The following is a 22,593-nucleotide window of genomic DNA, read 5'->3' on the forward strand; positions in this document are numbered from 1 at the left end:
AGACATGGCCGGATTGGATACCAGCCAATGTCCCGACCTTTTAACGATAACTGACTGCCCTTGATTGCATCGCTTTCCATGTCTCAATAAAGCGATTCTTGTTTACTTGTACTTGTTTTCGGCCTGACAAGGGATCATTCAGGTAAACCGAGGTGTCATTGAAGCCGACGAGGACGACGGCGTGTAAGTCTAGTGGCGTTTTTATGACTTCCTTGCCATGCGTCCAGGATTCCCATCGATCCGGAATTCGATAGTCCCCTGTCGTCCAGACGACCGCGGGATTGCCCTCAGCGACATGCTCCAGAACGGCTTCAAACTCTTGGCCGGTTAAATTCACAGCCCGGCCTGGCAAATATTTATTAATCAAATCAACCATAGGCTTATCAAACACAGCATATCCTGCACGTTTTCCCGTCATATCTCCAACAAAGCCTTCAGCTGGGTTCCCCCAGCTTATGATATCCCCGTTAGCAGTCCGTTTCAGAGAGTCACTGTCTTTTTTTATCTCATTGAAAAGCCTCATTTTGTCTGTTTCAGCCCCAGCATACTTCAGTACCATAGCGAGGCTGGTTACTTCACAACCATACTTTAATTCTGGATTTTGCTCGATCATGGGTACATTCATTAGTATCTGCTTGTCACGTTTTTGCTGCAAATCTAAGTTCTGGTTTGGTTTCGGGACCGCCATTTCCTGAATCGGTTCAGGAATTTCCTGGATAACGATTGGTTCAAGTTCGGACTTTAGTGTCTTTTGATTTTCGGCGGGCGAGCCGTGGCTGCATCCAAGCAGTGGAAGAAGAATGCCAATGAAATGCCACGGTTTCATGTCATCATCCTTCCATAAGCTCTGATTTTAGTGTTAGTCAACTGGATGCTTTTATGACTTGTGAAAATTGGAAACAGTGTAAATGAGGGATCAATCATATTGTGGTAAAATCGTTCATATCAAAGTAATGTTAAAAGATGTTGAAGATATTGAAGGATGGGGAGGTTTGAATTAATTGGATGCTCTTGATATTTTAACCGACCTTGAGAATGTAGTTCCATTGTTTCAGCCAATTTTTAACGCTGAGGAACATAAAATCATTGGTTACGAAATTCTGGGCCGCTATGTTAGCGAAAAGGAAGAATTAAGTCTGGGCTCTTTTTTCCAAGATGAGATGATTCCAGAAGAATACCGGATTGAAGTGGAAAATGTGGTTTTTAGCAAAGCAATGGAAGTTGCTTCCTGTTCAGGTGAGCAGGATTTGTTGTGGTTCGTCAATAGGGAAGCAGGTCTTCTAATGATGGATGATGGTGAAGGATTTTTACAATCCATCCTGTCCTTTCAAGGAAAAGGCATTCGTCCAGAGAATATTGTCCTTGAAATATCGGATCGTCACGTGCAAAACCATATTGAGCATCTTATCAATTACTACAAATCCTACGGAATTAAAATCGCGGTGGGTAAAGTAGGCAGTGAAAGCAGTTATTTAAACCGTATAGCGGGTATTGAGCCAGATATACTAAAAATTGATATGTCCTCACTCCGTTCCAATAATTCCGGTCCTGCTTATCTTGATGTCCTCCATTCCCTTTCCATCCTTGCCCGTAAAATTGGCGCAGCGATTTTGTTTGAAAACATAGAAACACCGTATCAACTCCAATTTGCCTGGAAGAACGGGGGCAGGTTTTATCAGGGGTTTTATTTGAAGAAACCTCAAACTGATTTATTGGAAAAAGATATCCTTAAGGAAAAATTGAAGGCTGAAATCCATGGGTTTATTTTATCTGAGAAGAAACGGCTTCAGTCATACTATGATTTGAGAGTGGAATTGAACAGCAAGTTTCAGGATTTGATTAACAGGAATAAAAAAGGACATAGCTCAAACGAGTTATTGAAGGCCCTTGGTGAAAGCATGGATGGGATTGCCTTCCGGATGTATATTTGTGATGAAGACGGATTCCAGCTCTCGCCAAATCTCTACAAAACAGACGATGAATGGATTATCCAGCCCAAATACGAAAACAAGAATTGGAGCTGGCGCCCTTACTTCCTCGAAAATATCATCCGCATGAGGAGCGGGAAGAAGGGAATTCTTTCAGATCGCTACAGTGATATCGAAACAGGGGAAGTCATAAGAACGTTTTCGCTGCCATTGAATGACAAGGAGTTTTTATTTGTTGACTTAAGCGCATCTTATTTGCATAAACGGGAAGGGTTATTTTGACAGGCAGAATAGAGAATAGGAAAGCGAATTAAGCGCAATTTATAGATACAGCCTTCTATAAAGGGGGATTTACTTGAGTATTTATACGACAATGCTTTTATTGGCAGGTGCGGGAGTACTGGTTGCTGGGCTGTTCTATACATGGGCATTTGGCAAAGGGCAGAAACGTGCTCAGGGTAATCTCGATTCCCAGGTTCCCGGTGTAGTCCAGGGACACGCTTACATCAGGAACCCAATCTTTTTAACGTATATAATTGTCCTTTCAATTACCCTGTTGTTTATCGTTTATTTTGCTGTGACAACAGCCAGATATTAACCTCCAGAACAATGGGGGTTATTTTTTTTGTCTTGATAAAACAACAATTTTTTCGGCATTTGCGTTAATTCGAGTTAGTTTTGGGTAATTTGAGAATAGACAGCCGCTTTTTATGTCAGATGGTGCAGTTATTTTTCGAAGGAATTTCGTAATCATATAGGGAAAATGTTGGTAAAATTGTATTTACTAGTCATCAAGAAAGAGGGGAGAACATGGACAAGCACTCTAGGCTATTATTTGTATTATTTGGATTCTTTATATTTTTGGTGCCGGCTAATGTATATGCACAGTCAGAGTTGCATGGAAGGGAAGAAGTTTTTGAATTCCTCGGGAATGCTTTTGAGTCTCAGGTTTCACTGAGTGAGGAAGGAAGGACCCTGGAGGAGATTAACTCTATCCTGGATCCACATTTCACTGAAGACTATAAATCCAAATTCATAAAGGAAAATGTTGTCGGGCAGGAAAATCAATACCAGACATATGGGACTGATTTTGCTCCTTATTACATTCCGTTTTATGCATTTTCCGAAAAGACAAAGGTTGTAGAAAACGAAAATGAAATTTATGTGGTTGAGTTTTTCCCGGCTGCCTCTGAAGGACCGGTAAGCTATGAAGATCACTACGAGGGTTTAAAGCTTATAAAAGAAAAGGATGGATGGAAAGTAGCGGATTATTTGTATGATCAGGTACCACAGGAAGTTATCAATCAGGCTTTTCCTGATAAAGTTAAAAATAAAAATAAACAGGCTGCCAAAAACGAAAATGGAGCTGAGCCTTTTGTCGGGGAAATAGTTTTCGGGCCAAATTTCTCCACACTGAAAACGTTTATGGAATTAGGAGTTATATTCCGGAACGAAAATAAAACGATTTTATTTGGTTTATTATAAAAGTCAAAAGAGGTGCTGCCATGGCACCTCTTTTTTTGACCTATTCACTTATATTAAGGACTTCTTTTAACTTATCCAGATTGAAACCTGTAATAATTTCTTCTCCTATTACGATTGTAGGAGTTGAGTAGGAATTGTAAGTCTGTGTCAGCTCTTGCCTGCTTGTCTCATCATCATTGATATTCTTCTCGGTAAAAGAAAAACCGAATTCCATCAGGAACATTTTAATGATTTTGCAAGGAGGACAATCATTCTGAGTATATACAATGATGTCATTCATTTTAATGCTTTCCTCCGTTTAGTTTTGTCAGATAATCTGCCAGCCCCATAGAACTTACATTGATGTCCAGGTAGAGCAGCTCGTAAATCGGATGATCTTCCGCAAGACCTTGCTGTTTTAAATGGGAGCAAATTTTATTATATAGGTTTATGGTAATATTTTCGACCAGCTTCTCCCGCTGGTTTTCATTTAAAAAAACTCGCTCTGCTTCACTAATGAAAACATCGAGCCAGTTCTCCACCTGTCTGAATGCTTCTCCAGGATTTTCAGACATGCCGTAATGTCCAAAGTAAATCCTTTCAATTCCCAATTCCTTGTATTTATTCATTGATTGCAGCATTTTTTCAGGATTAAACTGGTTTGGCGAGGTTGTAGGAAGATAGAATTCAATCCCTTCGCGGTAAATCTGCGGATAAAAAATTCCTGCAGTATCACCCGTGAAAACTCCTTTTGTTATGGGATGAAAAACACTGAGATGATGATTGGCGTGTCCCGGGGTATCCAAAAATTCCAGTGTCAGCTTCTCGCTGATTTTAAGTGTATCGCCCTCACCTTTAATGATTAATCGATCTTCCGCTATTTCAACAATCGGGTCGAATAGTTCGGTAAACTTGTCGCCATAAACGGCTTTTGCTCCCTGTATCAATCTGGATGGCTCAGCGAGATGTCTTGCACCTTTTGGATGGACAATGACTTTTGTGTTAGGACAATGCTTCAGCATCAACCCGGCACCGCCAGCATGATCGAGATGAATATGTGTAACGATTATGTATGATATATCTTCTGAGGATATTCTCAGGGTCTGCAAGCCTTCTAAAATAAAGGGAATGGATGGACTGGCAGAAGTTTCAATGAGCGTAACCCGGTCCTCTGTTAAAACATATGTACCGGTACGTTCTTCCATTTTCAGGTCGTAATCATCTATCAGATAGACATTTTTTGATAATTGTACGGGCTTTTTCAAAAAAACACTCCTTTCGCAAAGCTTTTACTTGTACATCGTCTGACAATATTTTATTCTGTTAATATTGACATGTAAAGAATTATGTATAGAAAATTCTGAAATCATTTTACATGGATATAAATAGGCCAATTGCAAAATCTATTGATAAGTTATTGGTTTTTGTTTGGAAAGGAGAGGGAGCTATGTCACAGCTTCAAGGAATAATAACCCGCTTAAAGAATTTGCAAGAGCAGTCTAATGGAGGAGAGCCTTCTCAGCGCTTTTTCGAAGTGAATGGGGAGCGCAAATGCCAGGTTACATACCATCCAAAAACGGAAACGTACGAATTGGAAGTATACAACGACAAGGAAAAACCTAAGAAATATCAATTTGATAACATTGATATGATTACGATCGAGATCTTTGACCTTATTCAATAACGAAAGGTCTGTAAACAAAGGGACCCATATAGCGGTCCTTTTTTGTTCTCAGTATTGTTCACTGGGAGAACCTAAATAAAAGCACCACCATATAATTTATGATAAAATGAAATGGAATGAAATCCATTTTAGGGAGTTTTCGTCATGATTAGTCTTTACAGCGCTGAGTTTTTGGAATTATCGGTTAAGGACCTGATGATTCCTTCTGAACGTGTTGCCCATGTCCAAGTTGGCAATAGTCTTGAGCACGCTCTCCTTGTGCTGACAAAAAGCGGATATACAGCGATTCCTGTTCTGGATCCCCATTATCGTTTAATGGGTTTGATCAGTACACCTATCATAATGGATTCTATCCTTGGCCTGGAGAGAATCGAATTTGAGCAGCTTGAGAGCAAAAGAGTCGAAGCCGCAATGAATACAAATATCCCAAGAATCAACATCAAGTCAAACTTGCAGTCATCATTGGATTTGCTGGTGGATCACCCATTCCTTTGCATAGAAGATGAAACCGGATTATTTGAGGGTATTTTGACAAGGCGAACCGTTTTGCAAAAAATGACAAACAATGTTAAAAGGAATCATAAAAAATAGTGTCTGAGGCAGCTCCCGGATTCGGGAGCTGAATTTTTTACTTTTGAGGTGCATGTATGGGACAAGCAGAACAAGAGCTGGCCAAGAAAGAAACAAAACGTCCTCTGGTCCTGGCAACAGTTATGCTGGCCATGTTTATGGGGGCTGTTGAGGGAACCATCATTTCAACCGCAATGCCGGCAATAGTCGGGGATTTAGGAGGGTTTGCGTTATACAGCTGGGTTTTCTCGTCATACTTGCTTATGAATGCTGTTACGGTCCTAATCTACGGAAAACTGTCCGATTTATTTGGAAGGAAACCCATCCTGACATTTGGCATTGTTATCTTTTTAATCGGCTCTATCCTTTCCGGAACTGCAGAAACCATGGAGATGCTGATTTTTTACCGGTTTATCCAGGGGTTTGGCGCAGGGGCTGTCATGCCTATAGCTACAACGATTGTAGGGGATATCTATTCACGGGAGGAAAGGGCTAAAGTTCAGGGGTACCTCTCCAGTGTGTGGGGGATTTCAGCTGTTTCAGGACCTGCACTCGGAGGCCTTCTTGTGGAATATGCAAGCTGGAGATACGTATTTTGGATCAATGTTCCACTCGGTATACTTGCCATTGCAGGACTCTGGCTGTATCTCCATGAGAATGTCGAGAAAAAGAAGCATAAAATTGATTATCCAGGAGCTATATTGCTGACTGTATCAGTTAGTTCATTGATGATTGTCCTGGTGGAGGCTGGAACGAACTGGGCATGGACTTCTCCAAAAACAATCGGGTTAATCAGCTTGAGCGTTCTCGGATTCATTTTCTTTATCCTTCAGGAGAGAAGGGTAGAAGAGCCGATGATGCCATTTAATATTTGGCGTGAACGGTCGATTTTTATCGCGAATATGACTTCGTTGACAACAGGTGTCATGCTCATTGGCATATCAAGCTTTTTGCCAGCATTTGTCCAGGGTGTCATGGAAAGGTCACCTATCGTAGCTGGTTTTACACTGACGGCTATGTCAATTGGCTGGCCTATTGCATCTGCAGCCAGCGGAAACCTTTTACTTAGTATTGGCTATCGAAAAACCTCGCTGTTAGGAGGTGCTGCATTAATCCTTGGCAGCATTCTGTTTGTTACACTTACCCCTGAAGCTGGTCCATTATGGGCGGCTACCGCATCATTTTTCGTAGGAGTGGGGATGGGACTGACAAGTACCGCTTTCATTGTGTCAATCCAAAGTACGGTTGCCTGGCAGCAAAGGGGAATTGCCACAGCAGCCAATATGTTCATGAGGAACCTTGGCAATACAGTTGGTGCGGCCTTACTGGGCGGTGTGCTTAACAGCAGTATATTGAGCTATATGAAAAGAAAAGGAGCTGAAGATCAGGATCTTTCAATCGATGCAGCTAACGTGCTGCTCAATGAAGCAGAACGAATGAAGCTATCTCCGGAAATGAAAAGCATTCTCCAGGATGCTCTGACAAACGCCCTGCATTCTGTTTATATTGTTGTGTTCATATTCTCAGTCGTTAGCTTGCTGTTCATTCTATTCCTGCCAAAAGAAGAAAAAGCTGCAGATTAATATATCTGCAGTTTATTTATTTACGAAGTAACCCATATGAATGGTACTATATAATATGAAATCTAATATAGAGGTTAAGAGATGTCATCAATTTCAGAATTTCATTTATTATCAGTGCTAGCACAGGAAATGAATATGAGAAAGGCCGCGGAAAGACTATTTGTTTCTCAGCCGGCTTTGTCTCAGCGCCTGCAATCCATAGAGAAGGATTGGGGCACGAAGCTTTTTCTTCGGTCTCAAAAGGGGCTAACCCTGACTCCCGCGGGAGAGGTTGTACTCCAATTTGTTAATGAGACAATTGCCAGGGAAGAAAAAGCGAGAGAAACAATCCATGCTTTAAATGCGGAAGTATATGGCACTCTTAAAATAGCTGTGGCTTCGATTGTAGGCCAAAATTGGCTGCCTCAGGTGCTGAAGAAATATGTTAACCGTTATCCTCAAGCTAAAATTTCGCTGGTGACCGGCTGGAGCAGTGAAATATCAAGGGCACTTTACGAGGATCAGGTTCATGTTGGAATCATAAGGGGAACACCAGACTGGAAGGGTGTCAAGATCCACCTTTTCAAAGACAATCTCTACTTGGTTGACACTGAGATTACCAGTCCGGAACAAGTGTTGGAAACAGACCGGCCGTTCATCCAGTTTAAAAGTGATTCTAATTACTATCAGGAAATTCAGGATTGGTGGCTGCGGCAATTCCAGACAGCGCCTAAAAGAACAATCATTGTCGACCAAATTGAGACCTGCAAGCAAATGACCTTCAATGGCATCGGTTATGCAATCCTTCCGGCAATTACTCTCAATGGTGCTGAAAAGGACATCTTCAAAGTCCCTCTTCACGACGAAAACAATGAACCATTAGGGAGGGACACCTGGCTTCTTGGCTACGAGTCAGCTTTCCAATTAAAGCAGGTTCAGGCCTTCATTGAAATCGTCAAGGAACACATAGTGGATTCAAAGAAAACCATTAATTAGTTTTTCTTGTTTTAAGGACTTTTGTTTGTTAAAGTAATTTTTAGAAAAGGCTGTTTTCCTTCAATTGCTTTGGTAAATAACAGGCTACGGGAAAGAGTCTAAGATCACATACATATTTGGAGGTTAAGATTATGAAGATGATGGATGCGAACGAAATTATTTCGTTCATTCAAAATAGCAAAAAAGCCACACCGGTAAAAGTATATATTAAAGGTGACCTGGAAGGAATCGACTTTGGCGAGAATACCAAGTCCTTCATCTCCGGCAACACTGGTGTCATTTTCGGTGAGTGGGCCGAAATCAACCCGGCTATCGAAGCCAATCAGGCTAAAATCGAAGATTATGTAATTGAAAATGACCGCAGAAATTCTGCAATCCCATTACTTGATATGAAGAATATCAAAGCGCGTATTGAACCGGGCGCCATCATCAGGGACCAGGTTGAAATTGGCGATAACGCCGTGATCATGATGGGAGCCTCCATCAATATCGGTGCTGTCGTCGGCGAAGGCACGATGATTGATATGAATGTAGTCCTTGGAGGACGCGCGACAGTCGGAAAGAACTGCCACATTGGTGCAGGTTCTGTTCTTGCTGGTGTTATTGAGCCACCTTCAGCAAAGCCTGTTATTGTTGAAGATGATGTAGTCATCGGGGCAAATGCAGTTGTCCTTGAAGGGGTGACAGTTGGCAAGGGAGCAGTGGTTGCTGCAGGTGCAATTGTCATCGATGATGTGCCTCCGTACACAGTCGTAGCCGGAACACCCGCCCGTGTCATCAAGGAAATCGATGAAAAAACCAAATCAAAAACTGAAATCAAGCAGGAGCTTCGCCAGCTTTAATAGCAAGCATGAAAGCGTGGATTATTGGTCCGCGCTTTTTTTATAAGAAATGAAATGTTAAATTTTCGCCGGGCAACGATTGGCATGCTTACCAAGGTGCTTGCTCTTTAAGGGAGAGAAATAAAATGAAATGGAACACTTTCATTAAAATTAGAAGGGATTTACATCAGATTCCTGAATTGGGGTTCAAGGAGTTCAAGACGCAGGCGTATCTCCTTGATGTTTTAAAAAATCTTCCTCAGGACCGACTGGAAGTACGGACATGGAAAACGGGTATCTTTGTTAAAATTGAAGGAAAGAACCCGAAGAAGACGATCGGATACAGGGCAGATATTGACGGCCTTCCGATATCCGAAGCAACAGGGCTGGAATTCCAGTCCCTTCATCCAGGACAGATGCACGCTTGTGGCCATGATTTGCATATGACTATCGCTCTTGGACTGATTACATTCTTCACAGAGCATCCGATCGATGATCATTTGCTGTTTATTTTCCAGCCGGCAGAAGAAGGACCAGGTGGTGCAGAACCTATGCTCAAGACCGAAGTCATGCAGGAATGGAAGCCTGATATGATCCTTGCCTTGCACATAGCCCCTGAATATCCTGTGGGTACGATTGCAACAAAGGAAGGCCTGTTATTTGCCAATACTTCAGAATTGTTCATAGACCTTAAAGGGAAAGGGGGACATGCCGCTTATCCACACCAAACAAACGACATGGTCGTTGCTGCATGTGCCCTTGTGAACCAGCTTCAATCGGTTGTCTCAAGAAATGTTGATCCCCTTGATAGTGCTGTGATCACAATCGGCAAAATCACCGGAGGAACTGTGCAGAACATCATCGCTGAAACAGCTAGACTGGAAGGAACAATCCGTACTTTGTCTGTAGAATCCATGGCAAGAGTCAAGGAGAGAATCGAGGCACTGGTCAAAGGCATTGAAATAGGCTATCAATGTGAAACTGCAATAGACTATGGAGCCATGTACCATCAGGTTTATAATAATGAGGAAATAGCACGTGACTTTATCGCCTTCGCCGAAAAAAAGGAAAACGTAGAAGTGGTGGTTTGCAATGAAGCTATGACTGGCGAAGACTTCGGCTACATGCTGAAAGAGATTCCAGGAATCATGTTCTGGCTGGGTGTAAATTCAGGTCATGGGCTCCATCATGCCAAATTGAACCCCGATGAAGAAGCCATCAAAACTGCCATTGAGTTATTGACAGAATATATTGTGTATAAAAGTAAATAAAAATATCAGTCTGGCTTTAACTAAGAGTTGAAATTAACATTTCAAAAAGAGGTGCTAGATATGAGATTACGTCATCCAATGCCAGAAATATCGGGAGCCACTGAATGGCTGAATGGGGAAGTAACCAGAGAGCAACTGGTTGGTGAAAAGCCGACGTTGATCCACTTTTGGGCAATCAGCTGCCATTTATGCAAGGTAGCGATGCCACTGGTGAATGAACTTCGTGACAATTACAAAGATAAATTGAATGTTTTGGCTGTCCATATGCCCCGGTCAGAAAATGACATGAATATGGAAACAATCAAACAGATTGCAGCAGAACATAACATCATCCAGCCCATCTTCATTGACGATAAACATATATTGACAGAGCTGTTTGAAAACCAATACGTCCCAGCATATTACCTTTTTGATAAAAATGGGTTGTTAAGGCATTTCCAGGCTGGCGGAAGCGGATTGAAGATGCTGGAACAGCGATTAAACCGAGTGGTCGAAGAAACAGAAAACCAAAATATGACATCATCTTAAAGACTGTACCAGCCTGAGCTATGCCCGGGTAACACCACTTCATCGATCCGTTTTCTTTAAAAATTATATATATAAAGTCTGATAAAGTACTCCTTAGGACAATTTGCTGTTTTTTGAAAGTTCAACAGAGCTCTTCTAACGGACATTTTACAAGGAAACAGTAATAAGAAAGTCCGATAGTGTCCTTCTAACGGACACTTGTACAAGAAAATAGTCATCAGAATGTCCAATAGAGCCCTTCTAACGGACACTTGTACAAGAAAATAGTCATCAGAATGTCCAATAGAGCCCTTCTAACGGACACTTTACAAGGAAACAGTCATAAGAATGTCCAATAGAGCTCTTATAACGGACATTTTATAAGGAAACAGTAATAAGTATGTCCAATAGAGCCCTTCTAACGGACACTTTACAAGAAAATAGTCATCAGAATGTCCAATAGAGCCCTTCTAACGGACACTTTACAAGAAAATAGTCATCAGAATGTCCAATAGAGCCCTTCTAACGGACACTTTACAAGAATATAATGATCAAAATGTTCAATAGAGCCCTTCTAACGGACACTTTACAAGAAAATAGTCATCAGAATGTCCAATAGAGCCCTTCTAACGGACACTTTACAAGAAAATAGTCATAAGAATGTCCAATAGAGCTCTTCTAACGGACATTTTATAAGGAAACAGTAATAAGTATGTCCAATAGAGCTCTTCTAACGGACATTTTACAAGAAAATAGTCATCAGAATGTCCAATAGAGCTCTTCTAACGGACATTTTACAAGGAAACAGTAATAAGAAAGTCCGATAGAGTCCTTCTAACGGACACTTTACAAGAAAATAGTCATCAGAATGTCCAATAGAGCCCTAATAACGGACACTTTATAAGGAAACAGTCATCTAAAAGTCCGATAGAACACTGCTATCGGACTTTTTTTCATGAAGATGATGTTTGAATTGTCCGATAGAGCCGGCAAAATCCTCTATTTCTTTTTTCGCTTCCTATAAGTTATTTCCCTGTATATCTCTAACTTGCAAATAAAGTCAGATAATTCCTATATCCAAAAAAATTGAAAAATTCATAAAAAAGTCTGGAAAAATATTTCGAAAATCGATATATTAATGTATACGTGCCTTTTCTTTTTGTTAAGCTTTTCCAAAGGAGGGAAATGAATGGAGACATTCAAAAAATTGAAGGAGTATTATTGGCCTTTTAAAAACTACTTTATATGGTCGATATTCTTTATGTTAATTGTAACGGCAATCACGGTGGTTTATCCGATGATTCTTCAGCTAACAATCGACGAAGCTGTCATTGGCGGAAGGTATGAAATGATACCAGTTTTGGCTGCAGGATTCGTAGGATTCATGATTGTTAAAGGGATTTGTACTTATATTTATCAATATACAGGGGACCTATTCGGGATCCTATCTGTATATAAACTGAGAAACTCGCTTTATGAGAAACTTCAATTTCTTTCCTTTCGTTATTATGACAATGCAAAGACAGGGGATTTGATGTCTCGCCTCACTGCAGATGTTGAAGGATTTCGCTTTTTTCTTAGCTTTGGCTTTTCTGAACTGATTCGTTTTGTTCTTTTAATCGGCATTAGCTTTTCTGTGATGTTCTATTATTCCATACCACTGACCCTGGTGACCCTGGCGACACTTCCTTTTCTGGCAGTAGTTGTTTATAAATTTGACAAGGCAGTTCATCCCGCTTTCAGGGGGATCCGAAAATCTTTTGGAAAATTGAACACGAAAGTTCAGGAAAATATCAGTGGTATCAACACGGTTAAATCCCTTTCACGTGAAGATTATGAGATTGGGAGATTCAATGATTCGAATGGGAATTATAAGGATCAGTATCTATTTACATCAGAGATTTGGGCGAAATATTTTCCGCTCATGGAGTTTCTGGGAAATTTAAGTGTTGTACTGTTATTAGGTTATGGCGGCTTTCTTGTCATGGATGGTTCCCTGCTTCCAGGAGAGTTAGTCGCTTTTTACAGCCTTGTCTGGTACATTATGTGGCCCATCATGAACCTGGGATTTGTGGTGAATTTATTTTCACAATCAAAAGCATCTGGTGAAAGATTATTAGAAATCCTGGAAGCTGATGCTGATATTGAAGAGAAAGAAGGAGCATTGCAGATAGAGAAGCTTTCCGGAGAGGTAGAATTTAATCATGTGACCCTAAGATATGGAGAAGATGAAAATGAGGCCTTATATGATATTTCCTTTAAGGCAAAGCCCGGACAGACGATTGGACTGATTGGATCGACAGGGTCAGGAAAAACTAGCATAACCCAGCTGATGACAAGATTTTATGAACCTGTTTCAGGCGAGGTACTCATTGATGGCAGGGATATCAAGGATTATTCGCTCCGTTCACTTCGCAGCAATATCGGAATTGTTCTGCAGGAATCATTCTTGTTTTCTTCATCAATTAAAGCCAATATTTCTTATGGAAATCCAAACGCGACGATGGATGAAATCATTGCTGCAGCAAAAAGGGCTCAGGCTCATAGTTTCATAATGGAACTGCCAGATCAATACGATACAATTCTTGGCGAAAGAGGCATGGGGCTTTCAGGAGGCCAAAAGCAAAGGATTGCCATTGCAAGGGCAATCTGTGTCAATCCGAGCATTTTGATCCTGGATGATGCCACAAGTGCTGTTGATATGGAGACTGAATTCAAAATACAGCAGGCATTATTGGAAGTCATGAAGGGACGGACTACCTTTATTATCGCACACCGCATTTCCTCACTAAAGCATGCCGATGAAATTCTTGTGCTCGAGAATGGATCCATTGCTGAACGCGGGACCCATGAAAAATTGATAAAGAACGGCGGAACATATCAAAAAATCTATGATATCCAGTTCAAAGACCGTAAAAAGGTGATGCAAACTGGCTGATAAAATCTGTAAATCATCTATAAGAATTGAAATCAGTTTTACCGGGGGGAATGTATTTGAGCAGGAAAAGCAATACGCAAGTGCTAAAAAGGTTTCACTATTCAACGGATCAAGTAATCGATAAGCCTTTTAACTGGAAACAGATGTTAAGGCTTTTCAGTTACATGCTGCCGTACAATAAAACACTAGTGCCTCTGTCGATTGCGATGGTATTAATCACAACGGCGGTCAGGCTTGTTATTCCAATTTTAATTGGAATTTACACTCTTGACAGGGCTGTGAAAAACAAGGATGGAACGATGCTTTTTTGGCTGGTTGCTTTCATTGGGGGATTATATGCAGCCTCCTATATCGCGAATATTTTCCGGATTCGCTGGATGAATCAATTGGGGCAAAATGTCATATATGATTTGCGTAAGCACTTGTTCACGCATGTGCAGAATCTTTCTCACCGTTTTTTTGATCAGCGTTCTGCTGGCTCGATACTAGTCCGGATCATGAATGATATAAATTCACTCCAGGAACTGTTCACTAATGGTGTCATCAATCTGCTGATGGATATGGTCCTGTTGATCGGAATATTTTTTATCCTGTTCTCGTTAAGTCCGCAGCTTACATTGGCAATCATGGTGATCCTGCCAATAATGTTCTTAATTTCAACAAAGCTTAGAAAAAATATCAGGCGCTCCTGGCAGGATGTTCGTATGAAGCAATCTAAGCTCAATTCACACTTGAATGAAAGCATACAGGGAATCAGGGTTACACAATCATTTACTCAAGAAAGAGAAAATATGGCTTTCTTCGATGGAGTTAATGACGAAACGTTTCAAAGCTGGAAGTCAGCTTCACAAAAAAATGCCATGTTCAGGCCAATGGTGGAATTAACAAATGCCCTTGGAACGGCAGTTTTAATCTGGTATGGCGCCAGCTTAATCCAAAATGGAACCATTTCCATTGGCGTATTCGTTTCTTTTGCCTTTTATCTTGGGATGTTTTGGGAACCAATCTCCAGATTGGGGCAGGTGTATAATCAGCTGTTGATGGGGATGGCATCATCTGAACGGATCTTTGAATTCCTTGATGAAAAGCCAATTGTCTCAGAAGCTGATAATCCTATCGAATTGGAAGACCTCCGCGGTGAAATAAAATTTGAAAAAGTTGTATTTTCCTATGATGATAAACGTACAGCACTGAAGGGAATCAGCCTTGAGATGCAGGCTGGCCAGACTGTGGCGCTGGTAGGGCATACCGGATCAGGAAAGACCACAATCGCAAATCTGATCAGCCGGTTCTATGACCCGACATCAGGAAAAGTCTTGGTTGACGGGTATGATCTAAAAGATATTTCAATCGGCAGCCTCAGAAAATATATCAGTATTGTTTTGCAGGATACCTTTATTTTTTCCGGAACGATTTATGATAATATTCTTTTCGGAAGGCCGGATGCAACAGAGGAGGAAGTCAAGGCTGCAGCTGAAGCGGTAGGAGCAGCCGAGTTCATTGAAAAGCTGCCAAATGGCTATAAAACAGAAGTGGAAGAACGGGGAAATATCCTCTCTGTAGGGGAACGGCAGCTTCTATCCTTTGCCAGGGCATTGCTTGCTAATCCGCGTATCCTGATCATGGATGAAGCAACAGCAAGCATCGATACAGAAACAGAAATGAAAATCCAGAAAGCGCTGAAGACACTGTTGAAAGGCAGAACAGCAATAATCATTGCCCATAGGCTGTCTACCATCAGGGAAGCGGATAATATTTTCGTTCTGGAAAATGGATTGATCATCGAACGAGGGAATCATGAACAGTTGATGGACCTCCAGGGAGAATATCATGACCTGGTCAAGGCACAGTTCAATATGCTGGATGCAGTTTAAAAAGCCTTTTTTAAAAGGCTTTTTTTATTGGGCGCATGTAACATTTTTACAGAAATGCCGTCTATTCCATAAAGATAAAGATTCCAAGGGGGCCTTTCAGTGTTACAAAAGAATTTGTTCTTGTTTATTATGTTTATTGTGTTGCTTTCCGGCTGCAGTGGTGGGTCATCCAGTGAAAAAAGTGAATACAATTCTGCTGGAGATGCAAAGTCAGCAGATATGGAGAACGGAAGTGAAGGCGAGATAGGTTTGTCAGAAGGTGAAGAACAGGATGCGGATGGGGAGAAAGCTAAAGACGGGAATAAAGCAGGTGTGTCAGAAAAGGTATCTGATATCCAGCGAATGGTGATTTATAATGCAGAAATGGATATCACTGTAAAAAAGTTTGAGACTGCTCGTAAAAGACTCGAAGAGAAGGCTAAGCGCTACAATGGTTATATAGTACAATCTGATTCAAGCAGATATGATGAGGAACAGCAAAGCGGTGCAATGACGTTCAGGATTCCACAAGAGCATTTTCATGCTTTTTTGAATGATGCAGAAGGTCTCTCTGTCCAGGTCAATAACCGGAGAGTGAGCGGGCAGGATGTTACCGAGGAGTATGTGGATTTGGAATCACGATTAAAATCGAAAAAAGCAGTGGAGACCAGGCTGCTTGAATTTATGAAAGAAGCCCAAAAAACAGAGGACTTATTAAAAATATCTTCAGATCTGGCTGATGTCCAGGAAGAAATTGAACAGATTGCAGGGAGGAAAAAGTTTCTCGAAAATCAAACTGCGTATTCCACTGTAACTATTTCTTTGCAGGAAAATCTGGTTGCTGTACCGGAAATCGATAAAGAGAATCTCAATACGTGGCAAAAAATCAAGAAACAGTTCGCAGATAATATCAACATACTTCTTGCCGCAGGGTCGGGAATCATTGTATTTTTTGTTGGGAATCTACCGATTATCATCATAGTGGGATTGTTCGTAGCAGCGATTATTTTTATTGTAAGAAAGAGGAATAGACCTGGCCAAAATAATAATATTGATTCAAATAGTTAGACAGACTTTTTTTGAAGGAATGATAAAGAGAAAAACCGCTGCGACTTCGCAACGGTTTTTTATTATACTTCCATAATGATCGGCAGGATCATTGGACGTCGTTTTGTTTTTTCATAAAGGAAAGGAGCAAGTGTATCAGTGATCTCGTTTTTGATCTCAGACCACTGAGTTGTTTTTCTTTCCATTACTTTATTCAAGTGCTTATTAATCAGGCTTTGGGCATCGTTGATCAGGTCACCGGATTCTCTCATATAAACAAATCCGCGTGAAATCAGGTCAGGGCCAGCAGCAATTTTGAATTCCTTCATATTGATGCTTACCACTACAACCACTAGGCCTTCCTCTGATAAGATACGACGATCGCGAAGAACAATATTCCCGATGTCGCCTACACCGCTTCCGTCAATATAGACATTGCCAGAAGGGATTTTACCAGCCACACTAACCTCATTATCTCCAAGAGCAAGTACTTCGCCGTTATCCATAATGAAGCAGTTCTCTTCAGGTACACCACAGTCGGTAGCAAGTTTTGTATGCATCTTTTGCATACGGAATTCGCCGTGAATCGGCATAAAGTATTTCGGTTTGATCAGTCGAAGCATCAATTTCTGCTCTTCCTGGCCACCGTGGCCAGAGGTATGGATGTCGTTTAACGAACCATGGATAACATCAGCCCCGGCACGGGAAAGCATGTTGATGGTCCTGTTTACGCTGATGGTGTTCCCAGGAATAGGAGATGATGAGAAAACGACTGTATCTCCCGGCTGAATCTGGATTTGTCGGTGTGTCCCGTTTGCAATCCGTGATAAAGCTGCCATAGGTTCACCCTGGCTGCCTGTACAAAGGATGGTGACTTGATTGGCGGGCAGCCTGTTGATCTGTTGCGCTTCAATAAATGTTTCTTTTGGTGCAGAAATATAACCAAGATCTTGTCCGATATTGATTGCTGATTCCATACTGCGGCCAAATACGGCCACTTTTCTGCCGTTTGCCACTGCTGCTTCAACTACCTGCTGCAAGCGATGGATATTGGAAGCGAAGGTAGCAAAGATGATACGGCCATCCACTTTCCGGAAAATATCCTGAATGCTTTCGCCCACACGGCGTTCAGACATTGTAAAATGAGGGACCTCTGCATTTGTACTGTCAGATAACAGGCACAATACTCCCTCTTTGCCAATTTCAGCCATTTTCGTTAAATTGGCTGGTTCGCCAACAGGGGTGAAATCAAACTTGAAATCACCAGTGTGGACAATTTGTCCTGGAGGTGTTTTCACCACTATCCCGTATGAATCTGGAATACTGTGGGTGGTCCTGAAGAACGTAACAGATGTTTTCCGGAATTTGATAATATCGTCTTCTTTGATTTCAATCAACTTTGCCTTGCGCAGCAAGCCATGCTCTTCAAGCTTGTTCTTAATCAAACCCAGCGCGAGTTTGCCTCCATAAATCGGTATATTGATTTCGCGGAGCAAATAAGGGATGCCGCCGATATGATCCTCGTGGCCATGAGTAATGAAAAGGCCCTTGATTTTGTCTTCATTTTTTACAAGATAAGAATAGTCTGGGATAACATAGTCAATTCCCAACAATTCATCTTCAGGGAACTTAATGCCTGCATCAATCAAAACGATTTCATCTTGAAACTGCACGCCATAGGTGTTCTTGCCAATTTCGCCCAATCCTCCGAGCGCGAAAACGGCTGTTTGGTCATTTTTAACGAATTTCATAAATTATTCGATCTCCAATACTTCAAAGTCTTCTTTTTGCTTCTCATATTCCAGATAGTTACCCTGAACTGCCTCAACGTATTCAATATTATACTGACGGTCAGCTATTTTTGTCCGTACATCTCTTTCAGAGTCACCTTCAACATAAATGGTCTGTGTTTTCTCACGAACTGGTACTTGCTTGTTGGATTCCTGGAAGTAAACTTTAAAAATCATTAAAAATCTCTCTCCTTAAATTAACTTCTATTTTATAGGATGTTTTTCACTGAACTGATTTAAGCCAGTACGTGATTCAAATGATGGAATTCATATCTTTTCCACAACTGGAATGTTGTATAGCTATAAAAAATCAATTCGAAATAAGCCCTATATAAAAAATGAACAATGTTGCCATTGTTATTATCAACCGTGCCATGTTTTCCGCTATTAACCAATTTACAATAAGGAAGGAGCCCTTCGCAAGTTTGAAGGGCTCAAAAAGTTAAGCGATTGTTTTTTTACGAAGCAATTCTTTCCACTGTTTTAAAAGCTTTTTTCTTAGCTTCTTTAACATAGTGGATCATCTCCTTAATTCTTATTTTAAACTATCCTTGTCCAATGTAAAGTAAACAAGGAAAAGTTTAGCAAAGATTATTTTTCAAATTCCTATCTTTTTATTTATATTATATGATGAAATAGCAAATTTTTTCATGGATATTCATGGAATGATATAATTGTCATCTTATTGACACAGATAGGTACTGCGTTTTTCTGTACATGCACGTGACGATTTGGTAGACTACCAAGATTACATAAATAAATACCTTGGGTAGAAGAATACCTTCATTAAGAGCATCAAAGGAGAAGATCATGAGCAAAATCGTATTTTTTGATATTGATGGAACACTATTAGACGACGATAAAAATCTGCCGGCCTCCACAAGGGAGGCAATCGAAACATTGAAGGATAATGGAGTATTTGTAGCGATTGCTACAGGGAGGGCTCCATTTATGTTTGAGAACCTTAGAAACGATCTGGATATAGATTCATTTGTAAGCTTTAATGGACAATATGTTGTATTTGAAGGAGAACCAATTTATAAGAATCCCTTGAACAGCCAAAAATTAGAGGAGCTTTATAGGGAAGCTGCTAACAAGAACCATCCGGTTGTCTTTATGAATCATCAGACAATGAAGTCATCCGTTAAGCACCACCATTACATTGAAACAAGCCTGGGCGGACTTAAATTCCCCCACCCGGAACATGATGATCGTTTTTATGTTGACAGGAACTTATTCCAAACCCTCTTGTTTTGTGAAGATGGCCAGGAAAATTTTTACCGGGAGAACTATCCTGAATTTACTTTTATCAGATGGCATCCTTATTCTGTTGACATCCTTCCAGCAGGAGGGTCAAAAGCGGAAGGCATAAAGAAGATGGTAGAACGTTTAGGGTTTAAGCCAGAAGATGTTTATGCATTTGGAGATGGCCTTAACGACCTTGAAATGCTTCAGGCAGCAGGCACTGGAGTTGCCATGGGAAATGCCGTACCGGAATTGAAGAAGCTTGCGAATATGGTAACACGTGATGTGGATGACGATGGAATTTGGCATGGATTGAAAGAGCTCAAATTGATTTAGGGTAAATACCTCGGCAAGGATTAAGATAATTTTTACTGGGCAGTTCGGAGAAGTTGTTAAAAAATTTCCAATTGATTAAAGAGGGACCAGAGAAGCTGTAAGGAACCCGGGGGATTAAGACAGGTTGACGAAGAAAAGCTTCCAAGCTGTCAAGAAACCCAGGGAATTAAAACAGGGTGACGGGGATAAGGCCAAAAGCTGTCAAAAACCCCATGGAATTATGATTGGTTAACGGAGCAGCCCCGAACCAGGCAAGAATAAGAATGAACTTAGACTGGTGGCTGGGTTCAGCCTCCAAAAGTTTCGTCATGCATCCGTGCTAAGTCAATGTGAGAATAATTAAGTAAATGAAAAGCCGAATCTGATCAGATTCGGCTTTTATCGTTCCACTGGAGTTGCGTCTGGGATGTCTGCAAATGGGTCGATTTTATTGATATGGTCATAAAACATGATGCCGTTCAGATGGTCGATTTCATGCTGAAATACAATTGCTGGCAGACCTTTAAGGCGGATTTTAACTTCATTTCCATCCAGGTCGATACCTTTTACTGTTACTCTGGCATATCTCGGGACATATCCGGGGATTGACTCATCGACTGAGAGACATCCTTCACCCGCAGCAAGATAGGAGCGTTCTACCGAGTGGCTGATAATTTTAGGATTAAAAAGGGCATAGCTGATCAGGTTGTTGTTTTGATCTGCCACATGAACGGCAATCATTCTCTTTGAAACATTTATCTGAGGAGCAGCAAGACCAATACCTGGTCGAAGACCGTGTCTCTGTGCTATTTCAGGGTCCTGGCTGTTTTTCACATATTCAATCAGGCTTTCAAGAATTGCGGTATCTTCCTGTGAAGGAGGCATTGTAACTTCATCCGCAACTTTTCGGAGCACGGGATGTCCGTCACGGACGATATCATCCATCGTCAACATAAATTTCACCTCTGGTATGTAATAATGTTAAGTCTAACAAATGTAGTACAAAAAGTTAACTAGAAATCGAAAAAGAGAGAAGAGATCAAATCTCTTCTCTCTTTTCATCATTAGAATCTCCAGCAAGCGCAGCCTACAATGATCAGAAGGATGAACAACACAACGATCAAAGCGAATCCACCGCCATAACCTACTCCTGCTGCAGGATAACCACATCCATAACCGTAACCGTACATATGGAAACCTCCTCTATTCTGTAATTCGCCCGCAATTCGGGTCGATTGCTATAGCCTATGCAAAAGAAATTAGAAGGTATAGGCGCACGCCTAAAGCATAAATTGCTTTATTGTGAATATATTTAGTGAAAGGACAAGTCTATTTCACTTCCGCGATAGACAAAAAAATGCGAAACTTCATATCTATTGTCAAATCCCGCCGCAATCGCTATAGTAAAATTGGTATCTATGAGGAGGTTATCATTTTGTCCATATTCAAAAAAATAAGTTTAGCTTTTATCGTGATGGCTGTAGTTTTCAGCCTAGCTGGGTGTCTGGACAAGCAATCACCAGAGGAAAAGATGTTCGAAGAGCTGGAGAAGGTTGTCTCGATGGAAAAAAAGTTTGAGGATCAGCAGGATCCACTTGTAGAATTGGAAAAAAAGGAAAAGGAAATATATGAAAAAATCATTGCGCTCGGGATGAAGGAGTATGACCAAATTGTAAAGCTTGCTGATGAAGCATTAGCAATAGCCGACAAACGAGCTGAGCATATAGATAAAGAAAAAGAAAGTATCGATGAATCAGAAAAAGAATTTGAAAAAATCGACAAAACTATAAAAGAAATCGAGGACTCCAGTTTAAAGAAGCAGGCAACAGAACTGAAGGACACAATGAATGAACGATACAGAATTCATGATGAATTGTACAAAAACTACAAGCAAGGTCATCAATATGATAAAGAACTGTATGAAATGCTAAAAGATAAAGAATTAAGTTTTGAAAAACTGGAAGAACAAATCAATAAAGTAAATGGAATTTATGAAACGGTACTGAAAAATAATCAGGAATTCAATGATAAGACAGATCAATACAACAAAGAAAAATTGGCCTTTTATAAAAAAGCTGGAATAGAAGTAAGCTCTGAAAAGGAAAAATAGGAATAACAAAAAAGCCGCTTTGCAAAAGCGGCTTTTTTGCGGTCTTAAAAGTCTCAAGTATATTAGGATGTCGTAACTCGCCTTAAAATAGCGAGTTCCAGCCTGTTTTTGACCATTAACACAGTTTGAATTAAAAGTAATTTATTATAGTACAGCAATCTGAGTACAATGATACAGATGCTTTTTTAGGATAATAACATAATGATGGTGAATAAAATCAAAAAAGATAAAACATAGTATTTGACGGAGTTATTTTAGTAATGTAAACTTAAAAACGAATGAGCGGATTGTATTACTCTATTTTATATTTTTACTGATACAGTATTTATATAAAGGAAATGGAGAAATAAAAGTTTTTTTAGAGTTAATCTGTGGAAAAATACATAATGGTGTGTTCACATGGAGCCCTCAGCTGGGAGTGCTTTACTTGTGTCTCCCATTAACTAAACTCAATTTTGCTCAAGAGGTATTTTATAAACCCGGGGAAATTTA

22 protein-coding genes are annotated in these 22,593 nt (G+C 40.5%); 15 read left to right on the forward strand and 7 right to left on the reverse strand.

Annotated features, from left to right (window positions below; all coding sequences use genetic code 11):
- Positions 1 to 40 precede the first annotated feature (40 nt).
- A complete protein-coding gene (locus tag B5X77_RS12160) occupies positions 41 to 826 on the reverse strand; it encodes a C39 family peptidase (protein ID WP_079508252.1) in 786 nt (261 codons plus the stop codon).
- A 175-nt stretch (positions 827 to 1,001) separates the two neighbouring features.
- On the opposite strand from B5X77_RS12160, the gene B5X77_RS12165 reads away from it, so the two are divergent.
- The 3 genes from B5X77_RS12165 (at position 1,002) to B5X77_RS12175 (ending at position 3,413) form a co-directional block, all read left to right on the forward strand.
- Complete coding sequence (locus B5X77_RS12165; protein WP_079508253.1) at positions 1,002 to 2,210, forward strand: EAL domain-containing protein; 1,209 nt, start codon at positions 1,002 to 1,004, stop codon at positions 2,208 to 2,210.
- 73 nt (positions 2,211 to 2,283) lie between these two features.
- The gene (locus tag B5X77_RS12170; RefSeq protein WP_079508254.1) at positions 2,284 to 2,526 is read left to right on the forward strand and encodes a hypothetical protein; all 243 of its coding nucleotides are present in this window, start codon (positions 2,284 to 2,286) and stop codon (positions 2,524 to 2,526) included.
- A gap of 212 nt (positions 2,527 to 2,738) precedes the next feature.
- On the forward strand, positions 2,739 to 3,413 hold the full coding sequence (locus tag B5X77_RS12175; RefSeq protein ID WP_079508255.1) for a DUF3993 domain-containing protein: 675 nt from the start codon (positions 2,739 to 2,741) through the stop codon (positions 3,411 to 3,413).
- A gap of 40 nt (positions 3,414 to 3,453) precedes the next feature.
- Here B5X77_RS12175 and B5X77_RS12180 read toward each other — a convergent pair whose 3' ends face one another.
- Both B5X77_RS12180 and B5X77_RS12185 read right to left on the reverse strand, forming a co-directional pair.
- The gene (locus B5X77_RS12180) at positions 3,454 to 3,693 is read right to left on the reverse strand and encodes a glutaredoxin family protein (protein WP_079508256.1); all 240 of its coding nucleotides are present in this window, start codon (positions 3,691 to 3,693) and stop codon (positions 3,454 to 3,456) included.
- A gap of 1 nt (position 3,694) precedes the next feature.
- Entirely contained in the window at positions 3,695 to 4,657 is a 963-nt protein-coding gene (locus tag B5X77_RS12185) for an MBL fold metallo-hydrolase (RefSeq protein WP_079508257.1), read from the reverse strand.
- 182 nt (positions 4,658 to 4,839) lie between these two features.
- Between B5X77_RS12185 and B5X77_RS12190 the strand changes: the two genes are divergently transcribed.
- The 10 genes from B5X77_RS12190 to B5X77_RS12235 all read left to right on the forward strand — a co-directional run bounded on the left by B5X77_RS12190 (position 4,840) and on the right by B5X77_RS12235 (position 16,662).
- On the forward strand, positions 4,840 to 5,076 hold the full coding sequence (locus tag B5X77_RS12190) for a YkuJ family protein (RefSeq protein WP_079508258.1): 237 nt from the start codon (positions 4,840 to 4,842) through the stop codon (positions 5,074 to 5,076).
- A 144-nt stretch (positions 5,077 to 5,220) separates the two neighbouring features.
- Entirely contained in the window at positions 5,221 to 5,667 is a 447-nt protein-coding gene (gene cbpB, locus B5X77_RS12195; RefSeq protein ID WP_079508259.1) for a cyclic-di-AMP-binding protein CbpB, read from the forward strand.
- A 56-nt stretch (positions 5,668 to 5,723) separates the two neighbouring features.
- Positions 5,724 to 7,229, forward strand: a complete 1,506-nt coding sequence (locus B5X77_RS12200; RefSeq protein ID WP_079508261.1) for an MDR family MFS transporter — start codon at positions 5,724 to 5,726, stop codon at positions 7,227 to 7,229.
- A gap of 81 nt (positions 7,230 to 7,310) precedes the next feature.
- On the forward strand, positions 7,311 to 8,204 hold the full coding sequence (locus B5X77_RS12205) for a LysR family transcriptional regulator (RefSeq protein ID WP_079508262.1): 894 nt from the start codon (positions 7,311 to 7,313) through the stop codon (positions 8,202 to 8,204).
- Between the two features lie 131 nt (positions 8,205 to 8,335).
- On the forward strand, positions 8,336 to 9,046 hold the full coding sequence (gene dapD / locus B5X77_RS12210; RefSeq protein WP_079508263.1) for a 2,3,4,5-tetrahydropyridine-2,6-dicarboxylate N-acetyltransferase: 711 nt from the start codon (positions 8,336 to 8,338) through the stop codon (positions 9,044 to 9,046).
- 125 nt (positions 9,047 to 9,171) lie between these two features.
- Positions 9,172 to 10,296, forward strand: coding sequence for an N-acetyldiaminopimelate deacetylase (locus B5X77_RS12215; protein ID WP_079508264.1), 1,125 nt, complete (start codon positions 9,172 to 9,174; stop codon positions 10,294 to 10,296).
- A 60-nt stretch (positions 10,297 to 10,356) separates the two neighbouring features.
- Positions 10,357 to 10,824, forward strand: coding sequence for a TlpA family protein disulfide reductase (locus B5X77_RS12220; RefSeq protein ID WP_079508265.1), 468 nt, complete (start codon positions 10,357 to 10,359; stop codon positions 10,822 to 10,824).
- A 1,168-nt stretch (positions 10,825 to 11,992) separates the two neighbouring features.
- Positions 11,993 to 13,741: an ABC transporter ATP-binding protein gene (locus B5X77_RS12225; RefSeq protein WP_079508266.1), complete on the forward strand. Its 1,749-nt coding sequence runs from the start codon at positions 11,993 to 11,995 to the stop codon at positions 13,739 to 13,741.
- 56 nt (positions 13,742 to 13,797) lie between these two features.
- Positions 13,798 to 15,615, forward strand: coding sequence for an ABC transporter ATP-binding protein (locus B5X77_RS12230; RefSeq protein WP_373887810.1), 1,818 nt, complete (start codon positions 13,798 to 13,800; stop codon positions 15,613 to 15,615).
- A gap of 99 nt (positions 15,616 to 15,714) precedes the next feature.
- The gene (locus tag B5X77_RS12235) at positions 15,715 to 16,662 is read left to right on the forward strand and encodes a DUF4349 domain-containing protein (RefSeq protein ID WP_257391802.1); all 948 of its coding nucleotides are present in this window, start codon (positions 15,715 to 15,717) and stop codon (positions 16,660 to 16,662) included.
- 62 nt (positions 16,663 to 16,724) lie between these two features.
- Here B5X77_RS12235 and rnjA read toward each other — a convergent pair whose 3' ends face one another.
- Together rnjA and B5X77_RS12245 are read right to left on the reverse strand one after the other, a co-directional pair.
- Positions 16,725 to 18,392, reverse strand: coding sequence for a ribonuclease J1 (rnjA, locus tag B5X77_RS12240; protein ID WP_079508268.1), 1,668 nt, complete (start codon positions 18,390 to 18,392; stop codon positions 16,725 to 16,727).
- A gap of 3 nt (positions 18,393 to 18,395) precedes the next feature.
- Positions 18,396 to 18,608 carry a DNA-dependent RNA polymerase subunit epsilon gene (locus tag B5X77_RS12245; protein WP_079508270.1) on the reverse strand — a complete coding sequence of 71 codons (213 nt, stop codon included), beginning with the start codon at positions 18,606 to 18,608 and terminating at the stop codon, positions 18,396 to 18,398.
- Positions 18,609 to 19,241: 633 nt separating this feature from the next.
- Here B5X77_RS12245 and B5X77_RS12250 point away from each other — a divergent pair.
- Positions 19,242 to 20,012 (forward strand): Cof-type HAD-IIB family hydrolase, encoded by a 771-nt coding sequence (locus B5X77_RS12250; protein WP_079508271.1) that lies wholly within the window; start codon positions 19,242 to 19,244, stop codon positions 20,010 to 20,012.
- Between the two features lie 378 nt (positions 20,013 to 20,390).
- On the opposite strand, the gene def is transcribed toward B5X77_RS12250, so the two are convergent.
- Together def and B5X77_RS12260 are read right to left on the reverse strand one after the other, a co-directional pair.
- Entirely contained in the window at positions 20,391 to 20,945 is a 555-nt protein-coding gene (gene def / locus B5X77_RS12255; protein WP_079508272.1) for a peptide deformylase, read from the reverse strand.
- 110 nt (positions 20,946 to 21,055) lie between these two features.
- Positions 21,056 to 21,181 (reverse strand): YjcZ family sporulation protein, encoded by a 126-nt coding sequence (locus B5X77_RS12260; protein WP_079508273.1) that lies wholly within the window; start codon positions 21,179 to 21,181, stop codon positions 21,056 to 21,058.
- A 245-nt stretch (positions 21,182 to 21,426) separates the two neighbouring features.
- Here B5X77_RS12260 and B5X77_RS12265 point away from each other — a divergent pair, with 245 nt between their 5' ends.
- Entirely contained in the window at positions 21,427 to 22,101 is a 675-nt protein-coding gene (locus B5X77_RS12265; RefSeq protein ID WP_257391803.1) for a YkyA family protein, read from the forward strand.
- Positions 22,102 to 22,593: the final 492 nt, after the last annotated feature.

The organism is Mesobacillus jeotgali (assembly GCF_900166585.1).
GTDB classification, from domain to species: domain Bacteria; phylum Bacillota; class Bacilli; order Bacillales; family Cytobacillaceae; genus Mesobacillus; species Mesobacillus jeotgali_A.

Excerpts from the sequence above, each read along its gene's own strand:
- B5X77_RS12160 (WP_079508252.1), bottom strand. The coding sequence starts at position 826 with ATGAAACCGTGGCATTTCATTGGCATTCTTCTTCCACTGCTTGGATGC.
- B5X77_RS12175 (WP_079508255.1), top strand. The coding sequence starts at position 2,739 with ATGGACAAGCACTCTAGGCTATTATTTGTATTATTTGGATTCTTTATA.
- B5X77_RS12180 (WP_079508256.1), bottom strand. The coding sequence starts at position 3,693 with ATGAATGACATCATTGTATATACTCAGAATGATTGTCCTCCTTGCAAA.
- B5X77_RS12190 (WP_079508258.1), top strand. The coding sequence starts at position 4,840 with ATGTCACAGCTTCAAGGAATAATAACCCGCTTAAAGAATTTGCAAGAG.
- cbpB (WP_079508259.1), top strand. The coding sequence starts at position 5,221 with ATGATTAGTCTTTACAGCGCTGAGTTTTTGGAATTATCGGTTAAGGAC.
- B5X77_RS12200 (WP_079508261.1), top strand. The coding sequence starts at position 5,724 with ATGGGACAAGCAGAACAAGAGCTGGCCAAGAAAGAAACAAAACGTCCT.
- B5X77_RS12205 (WP_079508262.1), top strand. The coding sequence starts at position 7,311 with ATGTCATCAATTTCAGAATTTCATTTATTATCAGTGCTAGCACAGGAA.
- dapD (WP_079508263.1), top strand. The coding sequence starts at position 8,336 with ATGAAGATGATGGATGCGAACGAAATTATTTCGTTCATTCAAAATAGC.
- B5X77_RS12215 (WP_079508264.1), top strand. The coding sequence starts at position 9,172 with ATGAAATGGAACACTTTCATTAAAATTAGAAGGGATTTACATCAGATT.
- B5X77_RS12220 (WP_079508265.1), top strand. The coding sequence starts at position 10,357 with ATGAGATTACGTCATCCAATGCCAGAAATATCGGGAGCCACTGAATGG.
- B5X77_RS12225 (WP_079508266.1), top strand. The coding sequence starts at position 11,993 with ATGGAGACATTCAAAAAATTGAAGGAGTATTATTGGCCTTTTAAAAAC.
- rnjA (WP_079508268.1), bottom strand. The coding sequence starts at position 18,392 with ATGAAATTCGTTAAAAATGACCAAACAGCCGTTTTCGCGCTCGGAGGA.
- B5X77_RS12245 (WP_079508270.1), bottom strand. The coding sequence starts at position 18,608 with ATGATTTTTAAAGTTTACTTCCAGGAATCCAACAAGCAAGTACCAGTT.
- B5X77_RS12250 (WP_079508271.1), top strand. The coding sequence starts at position 19,242 with ATGAGCAAAATCGTATTTTTTGATATTGATGGAACACTATTAGACGAC.
- def (WP_079508272.1), bottom strand. The coding sequence starts at position 20,945 with ATGTTGACGATGGATGATATCGTCCGTGACGGACATCCCGTGCTCCGA.
- B5X77_RS12260 (WP_079508273.1), bottom strand. The coding sequence starts at position 21,181 with ATGTACGGTTACGGTTATGGATGTGGTTATCCTGCAGCAGGAGTAGGT.